Source organism: Peribacillus sp. FSL P2-0133, from assembly GCF_037975445.1.
GTDB classification, from domain to species: domain Bacteria; phylum Bacillota; class Bacilli; order Bacillales; family DSM-1321; genus Peribacillus; species Peribacillus simplex_E.
The window spans coordinates 2,303,088-2,315,094 of sequence record NZ_CP150254.1; the positions used below are offsets into that span (position 1 = coordinate 2,303,088).

At 37.6% G+C, this 12,007-nt stretch carries 14 protein-coding genes; 10 read left to right on the forward strand and 4 right to left on the reverse strand.

Annotation, left to right across the window (positions count from 1 at the left end; translation table 11 throughout):
- Nucleotides 1–9 precede the first annotated feature (9 nt).
- From MKY17_RS11040 to MKY17_RS11080, 9 genes are all read left to right on the forward strand, one after another.
- Nucleotides 10–303 carry a monooxygenase gene (locus tag MKY17_RS11040; protein ID WP_339201891.1) on the forward strand — a complete coding sequence of 98 codons (294 nt, stop codon included), beginning with the start codon at nucleotides 10–12 and terminating at the stop codon, nucleotides 301–303.
- Between the two features lie 136 nt (nucleotides 304–439).
- Nucleotides 440–919 carry a DsrE/DsrF/DrsH-like family protein gene (locus tag MKY17_RS11045; protein WP_141993328.1) on the forward strand — a complete coding sequence of 160 codons (480 nt, stop codon included), beginning with the start codon at nucleotides 440–442 and terminating at the stop codon, nucleotides 917–919.
- Nucleotides 920–946: 27 nt separating this feature from the next.
- Nucleotides 947–1,315, forward strand: a complete 369-nt coding sequence (locus tag MKY17_RS11050; RefSeq protein WP_098373108.1) for a rhodanese-like domain-containing protein — start codon at nucleotides 947–949, stop codon at nucleotides 1,313–1,315.
- Nucleotides 1,316–1,333: 18 nt separating this feature from the next.
- Nucleotides 1,334–1,630, forward strand: coding sequence for a rhodanese-like domain-containing protein (locus MKY17_RS11055; RefSeq protein ID WP_098373107.1), 297 nt, complete (start codon nucleotides 1,334–1,336; stop codon nucleotides 1,628–1,630).
- 53 nt (nucleotides 1,631–1,683) lie between these two features.
- Nucleotides 1,684–2,256 carry a sulfurtransferase TusA family protein gene (locus tag MKY17_RS11060; RefSeq protein ID WP_098373106.1) on the forward strand — a complete coding sequence of 191 codons (573 nt, stop codon included), beginning with the start codon at nucleotides 1,684–1,686 and terminating at the stop codon, nucleotides 2,254–2,256.
- Between the two features lie 28 nt (nucleotides 2,257–2,284).
- The gene (locus MKY17_RS11065) at nucleotides 2,285–2,680 is read left to right on the forward strand and encodes a DsrE/DsrF/DrsH-like family protein (protein ID WP_339201893.1); all 396 of its coding nucleotides are present in this window, start codon (nucleotides 2,285–2,287) and stop codon (nucleotides 2,678–2,680) included.
- Between the two features lie 48 nt (nucleotides 2,681–2,728).
- Nucleotides 2,729–3,856 carry an MBL fold metallo-hydrolase gene (locus MKY17_RS11070; protein WP_098373105.1) on the forward strand — a complete coding sequence of 376 codons (1,128 nt, stop codon included), beginning with the start codon at nucleotides 2,729–2,731 and terminating at the stop codon, nucleotides 3,854–3,856.
- Between the two features lie 42 nt (nucleotides 3,857–3,898).
- The gene (locus tag MKY17_RS11075) at nucleotides 3,899–4,126 is read left to right on the forward strand and encodes a sulfurtransferase TusA family protein (RefSeq protein WP_098373104.1); all 228 of its coding nucleotides are present in this window, start codon (nucleotides 3,899–3,901) and stop codon (nucleotides 4,124–4,126) included.
- Between the two features lie 51 nt (nucleotides 4,127–4,177).
- Nucleotides 4,178–4,957, forward strand: a complete 780-nt coding sequence (locus tag MKY17_RS11080) for a sulfite exporter TauE/SafE family protein (protein WP_339201894.1) — start codon at nucleotides 4,178–4,180, stop codon at nucleotides 4,955–4,957.
- 222 nt (nucleotides 4,958–5,179) lie between these two features.
- On the opposite strand, the gene MKY17_RS11085 is transcribed toward MKY17_RS11080, so the two are convergent.
- From MKY17_RS11085 to MKY17_RS11100, 4 genes are all read right to left on the reverse strand, one after another.
- Nucleotides 5,180–5,662: a DUF456 family protein gene (locus tag MKY17_RS11085; protein ID WP_098373102.1), complete on the reverse strand. Its 483-nt coding sequence runs from the start codon at nucleotides 5,660–5,662 to the stop codon at nucleotides 5,180–5,182.
- A gap of 495 nt (nucleotides 5,663–6,157) precedes the next feature.
- Nucleotides 6,158–7,480 (reverse strand): citrate:proton symporter, encoded by a 1,323-nt coding sequence (locus tag MKY17_RS11090; protein WP_098373101.1) that lies wholly within the window; start codon nucleotides 7,478–7,480, stop codon nucleotides 6,158–6,160.
- 396 nt (nucleotides 7,481–7,876) lie between these two features.
- The gene (locus tag MKY17_RS11095; RefSeq protein WP_339201896.1) at nucleotides 7,877–9,004 is read right to left on the reverse strand and encodes an AbrB family transcriptional regulator; all 1,128 of its coding nucleotides are present in this window, start codon (nucleotides 9,002–9,004) and stop codon (nucleotides 7,877–7,879) included.
- A 47-nt stretch (nucleotides 9,005–9,051) separates the two neighbouring features.
- On the reverse strand, nucleotides 9,052–9,912 hold the full coding sequence (locus MKY17_RS11100) for a LysR family transcriptional regulator (RefSeq protein ID WP_063233361.1): 861 nt from the start codon (nucleotides 9,910–9,912) through the stop codon (nucleotides 9,052–9,054).
- A gap of 231 nt (nucleotides 9,913–10,143) precedes the next feature.
- Here MKY17_RS11100 and tcuA point away from each other — a divergent pair, with 231 nt between their 5' ends.
- Nucleotides 10,144–11,691, forward strand: coding sequence for an FAD-dependent tricarballylate dehydrogenase TcuA (tcuA, locus tag MKY17_RS11105; protein WP_326151647.1), 1,548 nt, complete (start codon nucleotides 10,144–10,146; stop codon nucleotides 11,689–11,691).
- Nucleotides 11,692–12,007: the final 316 nt, after the last annotated feature.

The following is a 12,007-nucleotide window of genomic DNA, read 5'->3' on the forward strand; positions in this document are numbered from 1 at the left end:
AGTGTTATTATGTCTTATATTTTTCAAGTGGATTTTAAAATGGAGGGACCATTTGGCAACGAAATGGTAAAAGAATTTACTGATTTAGCAAAAAGCATTAATGATGAAGAAGGCTTGATCTGGAAGATTTGGACCGAAGACAATGAGGCAAAGGAAGCTGGTGGCATTTATCTGTTTGAAACGAAGGAATCTGCATGTAAGTACATGACTATGCACACAGCTCGGTTAAAAGGGTTTGGTATCGTGAAGGTTAATGAAAAAATATTCGAAGTGAATGAAGTTTTGACTTTAATCAATCATTGACCAATTAAATAAAGAAAAACCTATTCCATTCATTTTTTTAGTGAAGTAGGTTGACGAACTATATTTTTTAGAATAATATATACCCCATAGGGTATGGTAAAACAACAAAATGAAATATCATCAGGGGGAAAACATAATGACTGAAAAGAAAAGAACGACGATCATTTTATTTAGTGGTGATTATGATAAGGCAATGGCTGCTTATATCATTGCAAATGGGGCGGCGGCTTACGATCATGAAGTGACCATCTTCCATACATTCTGGGGATTGAATGCCTTAAGGAAGGATGAGCCGGTTTCATTAAAAAAAGGCTTTCTGGAAAAAATGTTTGCAAAAATGATGCCGCGTGGTTCAGATAAAATGGGACTATCCAATATGAACTTTGCTGGGATGGGTCCTAAAATGATCAAACATGTGATGAAAAAGCATAACGCCATGTCACTCCCAAATTTAATTGAGTTGGCCCAAGAACAGGAAATCAAACTAATTGCCTGTACGATGACAATGGATTTATTGGGCTTGCAGCAAGTGGAATTAATGGATGGAATTGAGTATGCAGGTGTTGCGGCTTATTTAGCTGAAGCAGAGGATGGAAATGTAAACTTATTCATATAATTTGGGGTACTGGAGGGATGAGTTCAAATGGGAACTATATTCAATCTCATTATATTAGGTTTCATCGTTTGGTTTTTATATCAGCGATTTGTCCCGGCAAAGGGGATAAAAAATATAAATGCGGCAGAGTTAAAAGGTGAGCTGAGTAACAAAGGAAATAAGCAATTCGTTGATGTCCGTACTCCTAATGAATATAGGGGCAATCATATTAAGGACTTTAAAAATATTCCTTTAAGCGAACTTGGTAAAAGGGCACAAGAACTTTCAAAAGATAAAGAAGTGGTAGTGATCTGCCAAAGCGGGATGCGGAGCAGTAATGCAAGTAAAGCATTGAAAAAATTAGGATTTAAAGAAGTCACTAACGTAAAAGGCGGCATGAGTTCTTGGCGCGAATAAAAGGAGGATCTTAAAAATATGAATGAAATTTTACCGAATGAAGTGAGTACATTGTTGAAGGGAAACTCGCCAGTCCACATTATTGATGTGCGGGAGGTGGAGGAAGTAAAGGCAGGGAAAATACCAAATGCTGTGAATATCCCGTTGGGTCTAGTGGAATTTAGAATGCAGGATCTGGATAAATCAAAAGAGTATATCATGGTCTGCCGGTCAGGGGGCAGAAGTTCAAGGGCCGCACAGATACTTGAGGATCATGGATATAAAGTGTTGAACATGGTGGGTGGTATGAATCGCTGGGAAGGTCCTACAGCATAATTCCAAACCCGAATATACCCCCATCCCTATTTAGAAAACAAGGAGGAAATAAAATGATTAAAACAAATTCCGTTTTGGATGCTAAAGGTTTAGCATGTCCCATGCCAATCGTAAAAACGAAAAAAGCCATGAATGGTCTGGAAGCAGGGGAAGTACTGGAAGTTCAAGCGACTGATAAAGGGTCAACTGCCGATATGAAAGCCTGGGCGGAAAGTACAGGTCATCAATATTTAGGTACAGTTGAAGAAGGAACCACACTAAAACATTATCTTCGGAAAGCAAGCGGAGAAGAAACAGAAGTGAAGAAGCATGAAAAAATCATTTCAAATGAAGAATTTCTTCAAGTAATGGAAGAAAATCGAAATATGATCCTTCTGGATGTACGAGAATCCGCAGAGTATGCTTTTCATCATATTCCAGCAGCGAAATCCCTTCCAATGGGTGAATTGGAACAACGTATGGGTGAACTTGATAAAGAGTCAGAGATTTTCGTGATTTGCCGTTCTGGCAGCCGAAGTGATCTTGCTGCACAAAAACTGACGGCGGCTGGATTTGAACAAGTATTCAATGTTGTACCAGGCATGAGCCAATGGAACGGGCCTTCACAAAAATCCGTTAATAAATAAAGGTGACTCTAAAATGGAGGAATATATCATGACTAACAAAGTAGCAATAATCGCAAGTAATGGTGGTGTATTTGACGCATATAAAGTGTTTAATATCGCAACGGCAGCGGCAGCAACAGATCAAGAAGTGGCCATTTTCTTTACTTTTGAAGGCTTGAAGTTAATTCATAAAGAGGCGAATGGACAACTTCCATTGCCTGAAGGTAAGGAGCATTTCGCCGAAGGCTTTAAAAAGGCTAATGTTCCTTCAATTCCGGAATTAGTTACTATGGCTCAGGAAATGGATGTCAAGTTTATTGGCTGTCAAATGACCATGGACGTTTTGGGCATGGAAAAAGAAGCTTTAGTTGACGGTATCGAAGTAGGTGGGGCAATCACATTTTTAGAGTTCGCTAAGGATGCTGATGTTACATTAACCTTTTAATGAAGGTAAAATTTTTTGGGATTTTTAATACTGTAGGGGGTATATAAGATGGCGTTTAAGCAAATGACAGCAGCTGAGGTTTCAAAGAAAGTAATCAATAAAACAGACTTATTTATTTTGGATGTTCGAAATGAAAGTGACTTTAATGATTGGAAAATTGAAGGGCAGAACTTTGAATTCCTTAATATCCCTTATTTTGATCTACTGGATGGCGTAGAAGAAATCCTCGATCAAATCCCGACCAATAAAGAAATCCTGGTAGTATGTGCAAAGGAAGGCTCATCTGTTATGGTAGCTGAAATGCTATCTGAAGCTGGATTGGATGTTTCTTATTTAAAGGGCGGCATGAAAGCATGGAGTGAACACTTGGAACCAGTGAGGGTCGGCGAATTGACCAATGGCGCTGAAATTTACCAATTTGTTCGACTTGGTAAAGGCTGTCTATCTTACATGGTCATCTCCAATGGTGAAGCAGCCGTAATTGATTCTACAAGAATGATAGATGCCTATCTTGATTTCGCCGATGGTATCGGAGTGAAAATTACACATGTTCTGGATACGCACTTACATGCCGATCATATTTCAGGTGGAAGACGAATAGCGGAAGTAACAAATGCAGCCTACTGGCTGCCGCCAAAAGATGCGGCTGAAGTAACTTTTGAATATCAGCCATTAGAAAGTGGTAAAGTGATAACGATCGGTCATATAGCGATTGATATCCAAGCATTATACTCCCCGGGCCATACCATTGGATCCACTTCATTTGTGGTCGATCAAAAATACTTGCTTTCCGGGGATATACTATTCATTGATTCCATTGGCAGACCGGACCTAGCTGGATTAGCTGAGGATTGGGTAGGGGACTTAAGAGAAACACTTTATACACGTTATAGAGAATTATCAGACGAGTTAATAGTATTGCCATCACATTTCATGATCATCGATGAATTGAATGAAGACGGAAGTGTCGCTAAAAAGTTGGGTGCGCTGTTTGCTGACAATCATGGATTGAACATTGCAGATGAAACGGAATTCAGAGAGCTGGTAACAGGTAATTTACCGCCTCAACCAAACGCATATCAAGAAATTCGCGAAACCAATATGGGGAAAATCGAGCCTGATGATGAAAAACAGCGCGAAATGGAAATCGGACCCAATCGTTGTGCGGTTCGCTAATACTGGTAAAAATAAAATCCAAGAAAATAGGAGAGAAGAAATATGAATTCAGATAAAGTGTTAGACGCTAAGGGACTTGCATGTCCAATGCCGATTGTTAAAACAAGAAAAGCGATGAATGATTTGCAAACCGGTCAAGTGCTGGAAATACATGTAACAGATAAAGGAGCAAAAGCCGACTTAGCGGCTTGGTCAAGATCTGGTGGCCATGAACTGGTGGAAACGGCAGAAGAAAATGATATACTGAAATTTTGGATCAGAAAAGGCTGATAAAGGGAAGGGAACCAATAGGGTTCCCTTCTTTTAAGGGAGGCACTTACAATGGATATCACCTTTATCATGACCATCTTTTTGATTGGTTTTATAGGTTCATACGTTTCTGGAATGCTCGGCATCGGCGGCTCGATAATAAATTATCCAATGCTGCTGTTTATTCCCCCGATCTTTGGTTTAGCGGCATTTAGCGCCCATGATGTGACAGGAATAAGTGCTATACAAGTCTTATTCGCTTCCATCGGAGGTATATGGAGCTATCGTAAAAGCGGACATTTAAATAAAACGCTTATTCTCTATATGGGGATCAGTGTGTTAATTGGAAGTGTGGTTGGAAGTTTTGGATCACAATCGATATCGGAAAACGGAGTGAATATCGTCTATGGAGTTTTGGCGTTGATAGCGGCTGTCATGATGTTCATACCGAAGAAAGGGATAGATGACATTCCTTTGGATCAAGTTACCTTCAACAAATGGCTTGCTGCCATCCTTGCCTTAATCGTTGGTTTAGGTGCCGGTATAGTCGGTGCCGGAGGGGGCTTTCTATTAGTTCCGATCATGCTTATCGTTTTAAGAATTCCAACCAGGGTAACGATTGCGTCTTCATTAGCCATCACTTTCATTTCATCCATAGGTGCAACAGTAGGAAAAATCTCAACGGGACAAGTTGATTACTATCCAGCATTAATCATGGTTGTTGCAAGTTTAATAGCATCTCCGCTTGGGGCAATGGCCGGTAAAAAAATGAATGTAAAAGTCCTGCAAGTCATACTGGCTCTATTGATTTTAGCGACGGCTGTGAAAACGTGGGTGGGGATCATGTCTTGAGGTACTCTTTGAAAGGGAAGGAAGCAGTTGTGAAAATAATATTAGAATTCTAAAAAGAGTTCTATCGTTAAAGAATTGTTCACAATAGGCCACACTAAAAGTTTTCCTCCATCACTTTTTTCTCTTATTATCTTGTACCAGATAAGTCAATGGGACTTCTGTTAATAGAAAAAGCTGACTGTTGAAAGTCAGCTTTTTCCTAATGTGGCCGTTGATAAATAATTAAAAAATTACCGCTAAAATAAAAAAAACAATCATCAATAATTGAATTAATACTTTGGCTAAACTGCCGCCTAAAAAACCGATTATGGTAGCAAACCCAACTTTTGAAGCCTTCACTATATCTTTTTGAATGATTAATTCCGAAATGAGGACTGCTAAAAATGGTACGAGAATTATCCCAAAAGGAGGGAAGACGAATGAACCAACAATCGTGGCAATAGCTGCTATTGTCTCGGATGTTTTTGACCCCCCATACTTTTTAACAAAATAACTATTTGCGATAATGTCGGCCGCGATTAATACACCGCTCAACACAACCATACTGATCCAGAACCATAAGGATAACTCATCAGAATTAATAAGGAATTGATAAACTGCATATCCTCCCCAAATGGCAACAACCGAGGGAATAATAGGATAGACAATTCCTACAAAACTTAAAGCAAATAAGACGATCGTTAATCCCCACCATAAAATATCCAATAAAACTCCACCTTTTCATACTTACTTATCATATATCTACTAAATTATATTTCTATTTAGGGTCAAAAACCATTTATTCTTTTTTGTATATTCGAATCCCTCACAGGTCATCAACTACCAAAGGCTCAAATCCTTGATATCACAGGGGTTTGGTCCTTTCTTTATTTTGTCTAACGGGATGCGTTTAGATAAATAAGGTTTATGTATTCCAAATAAAGAAACTCGCCAATTACTATGGCGAGTTTTTGCTTTTTTATATACCAATACCGATGTCAAAACGACTGTCATTTCAGCACGGATTTTTAGAAAAGCACCTTAAAACGGAACCCTTTAACCTTTAAGGTAAGTCTTTTTGTTTTGAGGTTTCCATATAGGAAAAATAAAAAACAACAATGAAAGCAGTTGATTTCACCTAAGAAATACAACTGCTTTTAGCTTTTGGAAAGGAACCTGCGGATATTTCCTAGCAAATTAGTATACAAGGACTTTTATAATTTACAAAAAAGAAATAGCGCCACTAATTATAGCTAATACTGTTAAGATTAACGATGTCAAGATTGCCCATTTGTATGCGAATTTTTGATATTCTCCAAGGTCTTTATCAACCATGCCAACTAATAGAATGGTTGATGCAACAAGTGGGCTCATTAAATGAGCGGGTTGTCCCAATATAGAAGCCCGAGCAATTTCTAACGGACTAATACCATAGGCTGAAGCTGCTTCTGCAAGAATAGGGAGAACTCCAAAATAATAGGCATCATTCGATAAAACGAAAGTGAATGGCATACTTGTAATGCCAACAATGACAGGAAAAAACTGTCCTAATGAAGCAGGTATTATCGCAACCAGTCCATTAGCAATGGCATCAACCATTTTTGTACCGGAAAAGATTCCTGCAAATACTCCTGCCGCAAAAACTAATAGAACAACAATTAAAGCGTTTCCAGAATGTGCTAAGATACGTCTTTTTTGCATTTCCAGATTAGGGTAGTTAATCATTAAAGCAATGGCGAAACCGACCAAAAATAAAATAGGGGAAGGTACCAATCCCATGATAAGAATGACCATAATGCCTACCACAATTAATAAGTTAACCCACAAAAAACGAGGACGTTTAATGTCAATATAAGGAAATGTTTCAGTGGCTTCATTTTCTACAGTAGCAGCTATTTCATTTTTCAACTCGTCTATGTGTATTACACCCAGTCGTTTACGTTCTTTTTTCCCTAAAATAAATGCGACGAAAATAACCCAAAGAGCACCACCAATCATGGTAGGAATAAGTGGAACAAAAAATTCGGATGCATCAAGTCCCAATACTGCTATTGCTCGGGTAGCAGGTCCACCCCAAGGGGTCATACCACTCATAACACTTAAAGCTAGCATGGCTACTGTGGCTAAAACCAATGGATTCATACCGATTCGTTTATAAAGTGGATACATAGCTGAAACAGTAATGATATATGTTGTTGTACCGTCTCCATCTAGGGCCACGAGTAATGCAAGAATTGTGGTACCCATCGAAATTTTGACAGGATCTCCCTTGACGACTTCTAATAACTTTTTGATAAGTGGATCAAATAAGCCCGTGTCTATCATAATACCAAAAAACAATATGGCAAATAATAATAGAGCTGCAGATGGAGCGACTAGCTTAATGCCTTCCATCATCATAGTCCCAATTTTACTTCCAAAACCACCAGCTACTGCAAAAACGATCGGAACTAAAGTTAAAGCAACAATGGGTGATAAACGTTTGGACATAATTAAATAGGTAAAAACGGTAACCATGGAGATGCCTAAAATTGTAACAAACATTATTAAATCCCCTCCCATATTTTGAATGCGCTTTCAAATGATTTCTGGATGACTAAAAAACAATTTCGCGACTATTCAGAAAAATTAATCGGTAGATTAATTAGTTTTACACTATGCTAAGCGCTTTTCTTTATTAAAGGTAATACAGAGAGAACAATAAGTTAAATACATATTTTTTTTGTATTGGTATCAAAATAATTTATTCTTTAAAAAGAATCGGGAGTAGAGCAAAGAAAGCCAAAGGATAAATGATTAAATTACGAAATATTTTAAAAGTTTAATGATATTTTTAGTATTTAAAAAGAAGGTCATCATCTAAATATTGTGGATGATAACCCTCTTTTCTTTATAAATCAGACTTTTTCAGTGTCCTTGAGTAAAGCTCTCTCTTCTTTTTTATTTAACATTTAGTTTTACGTTACTGTTCTTGTCTTTTTTTCTTAAACTTAATTTTAATACCATTCTTAGCAATGGAGGCACTGCGGCATAAATAAAAGCCATCCGAAATAGTTGATAGCTGGTAACAGTAGATACATCAGCATTGACTTCTTGTGCAATGATTCCCATTTGATCCATTCCACCAGGGGCTAAACTTAAAAAACCCGTAATAGTCGATAAATCATAATAATGGGTCAGTAGAAAACTAAAAAACATTGTTGCACAGATCAAAATTAGTCCGTTCAGCAAAGCCAATAATAAGGTTTTTCTTTTGTTGTCAAGTTGTTCCGGTTTTAATAGTAAACCGATATAACCGCCAACCATAAATTGAGATATATCAAGAAGTGAAGGAGGAAGTGGTGGTCCCTGCAAACCTAAAAGACCTATTGCAGCAGCAACGATTACTGGTCCTAAAAAGTAAGGAGCTGGTAGTTTAAATATTTTACCTATTCTTGCTGCGAGAAAACAAATAAGCGCGAACAGAAAGATAAGAGGAAATAAATCACTCCACTCTGGAATAACGTTATCCATTATTTTAGATGAGCCATTGGTACTTTTCGCTGCAAAAATGGGACTGAAAATTAAAAGGGGAACTAAGAAAACAACCATTATCACTCTTGTAACATGGAAAAAGGTTACTGTCGTAATATCAATACCTTTCATTTCTTCTGCAAACACAACGATTTGTGACAAACCTCCAGGAATACTACTCGTTAAGGATGTAGGATAGTCAATGCTGGAATATTTTGACATAACAAAAGCCGAACATACACACACAAGGACAATTAAGGTTGTAAGGATTAACATTGAGGGAAGGTGACTAATCATGTCAGACAGTGAGCTCTTGGTAAAAGAGATGCCAATTGAATAACCTACAATAATTAATCCAGTATTTCTCATCGAAACGGGCCAAATTAAATTAACGTTTTTGAAACGTGATGCAATTAATAGGGCTGCCATTGGACCTAGAAGCCAGGGGATTGGCAATCTGATAAGAGTGAAAAGGCCGCCTCCAATAAAAGCAGTTAGAAGTGCAGCTGAAAATTGGGTTGTCTTGCTTGCATTATTTAAATCCCACTTTTTCATATTAATTCTCTTCCTTTGTACTAGTTTTATTTCGATTCGTCTTATTTCTATTGTTTAGAATCATTAAGAAAATCAATAAATGCTTTTACTTGTGCCAAATCCATAGTCACATCACGATAAAAAACCCAAGTTTCTCTAAGCAAATAGCTATTATCGCTTAATACAATAGGGAAAGTATACAGTGGTTCATCATTTTTAATACAGATTTCTGGTAAAATGGCATATCCTAAACCATTAAGAACCAGTTCTTTACATGTTTCAATCCGATCTACCTCCATTGAAATCTTAGGTGGTACCGCAAATGTTTCCTGCCACCAGTTTTCAATAGTATTCCTTAACGATTGGTCTGTCTGATAATTAATTCTAGGAAGAAAAGGAAGTTCTTTTAATTCAATTTTTTTACTGGAGGCAATACAAATCTTTTCTTCTTGAAATAACACTTTATTTTCCTGCCATTTGTAAGGACCTCTAACTATCCCGAGGTGTGCTTCTTCTTTTTGAAGCATTTGATGAATTTGAGAACTCCATCCAGTTTTCAAACTAATTTCAACCTCTGGATATAGGGTTAGAAATTCTTTTAATAATACTGGCAGTTTATATCGGGCAAACAAGCCAGATACACCCAATCGCAAAGTTCCTTTTACTTTTTTATCCAAATTTGAAATGTGTTCTTTTGCAGCTCCTAATTGCTTACGCATATTTTTCGAATATTTAACTAGGTATTCCCCTTCAATTGTAAACTCGACACCTCTTTTGCCTCTAGAGATTAAATTTGTTTTGAACTCTTTTTCCAGCTGTTTTATACGATAGGATAAAGCTGGCTGAGAAATAAATAGTCGTTGTGCTGCCTTTGTTATATTTCTTTCTTCGTATAGAGTAATTAAAATAAGCCAGTCTTTTTCATCCATAAAATTTTTCTCCTTTAACCATAAAAAATATTTATGGGTAATTGTAAATAATAATAATTTATTTGATTTCTAAAAGTATAATACAACTAATGAATAAAAGAAATCTATCTTTTTATGTAAATCAATAGCTCACAATAGTTTGCGTTTCCTGCATTTTTTCATAAAATTTTTCTATGGCAATGAATAAAAAAACAATATTATTTTTATTCATTATTTTCACTTATTATTTACATGAAGAGTTATCACTACTTAACAGGAGGGGTAAAAATGTCAAATACACAAAATTATGATGTAGTTGTAGTAGGGGCAGGAAACGCAGCTTTATGTGCCGCAATCTCAGCAAAAGAGGGAGGTGCTAGAGTTCTTGTGTTAGAACGAGGACCAGTGGAAAAGCGTGGAGGGAACTCTTTCTTCACGGATGGAGCCATTCGTGTTGCATACAATAATTTGGACGCAATCAGAAATATAATACCTGAATTAACAGATGAAGAATCCGATTTAATTGTAATGCCTGAATACTCGGAATCCGATTATTACAATGATCTAATGCGAGTAACAGGTGGACAAAGTAATCCTGAGTTAGCAAAACAGCTGGTTTCTAGATCGTATGAAACAATTACGTGGATGCGTGATCAGGGAATAAAATTTGAATTGAATTATGAAAATCAATCTTTCGTACAAGATGGAAAGCGCAATTTCTGGGGGGGACTGCCTATCAAAACGGAGGATAAAGGCGTTGGCTTAATGAGACAGCTCTTTGCGCGGACAGAAGAAATCGGCATCGACGTTTGGTACGATTCACGTGCTGTGGAGCTAGTATCAGAGCATAACACAATAACCGGTGTCGTTGTTGAGAACGATCATACAATGGTAACTGTTCAGACATCCGGTGTGATTTTGGCTTGTGGCGGCTTTGAAGCCAATAAGAAAATGAGAAGTGAAAATATTGGTGAAGAATGGGAAGCGGCTATTGTTCGTGGAACCGAGTTCAACACAGGAGACGGCATTTCCATGGCTATGGCAGTTGGGGCTGAAAAATTTGGGCAGTGGTCTGGATGTCATTCTATTGGGACAGATTATAATGCGCCAAAAGTAGGAGACTTCACGAAGCCGGGAGATATTTTTAAAAAGCATTCTTATCCTTACAGCGTCATGCTTAATAATGAAGGGAAACGGTTTGTTGATGAAGGAGCAGATTTGCGAAATTACACCTATGCCAAATACGGCCGTGAGGTACTAAAACAGCCTGGACATGTGGCATATCAAATTTATGATGCACAGGTACGCCCGATGCTGCGTAAAGAATATGACCTTGAAGAAGCGACTATTTATAAAGCAGATACTCTTGGGGAGTTGGCTAGTTTACTGCCGGTCAATCAAACACAATTTCTTAAAACGATCGAAGAGTATAACAGTGCCGTACAAGATGGCGAGTATAGACCCGCAGAGAAAGATGGCAAAGGAACGAAAGGAATTACCCCTCCTAAATCCAACTGGGCACTTCGAATTGAACAAGGTCCATTCTATGCTTTCCCTGTAACGTGCGGAATCACCTTCTCGTTCGGTGGTTTGCATGTAGATACAACGGGTCATGTGTTAGACAAAGAAGAACAACCGATAAAAGGTCTCTTTGCGGCTGGTGAAATGATTGGGGGGATTTTTTATGAAAACTATCCTGGTGGATCCGGGTTAATGTCTGGAGCAGTCTTTGGAAAATTAGCTGGTTCATCCGCAGCCCGCTATACTCAAGAAAAGGTTGAAACGATCAATAATCACTGAGTCTTTTCCATGAATGGTTTATTAGATAAGAATGTGTCCAAAAAATAATAGAGTTACGTGTAGTAGAAGAATGAAAAATAGCCAAGGCTTAAAAATGTCCTTGGCTGTTTGGTATTTTAAAATATAAAAATTCTGTATGCTTTGACTAAAACTCATATCATATAGGTATATAAAAGGTCAAACTTAGTAACAGTTTATCTATTGGAATTTTTTCAGGTGGAGTGATTGTATAGCTTTAAGCGTCCTGATGGCCAGACAATAAGATTCTTCATTACTAGCTTTTCGAGTTTAGCACCAGCTTGAATGGATCAGATGG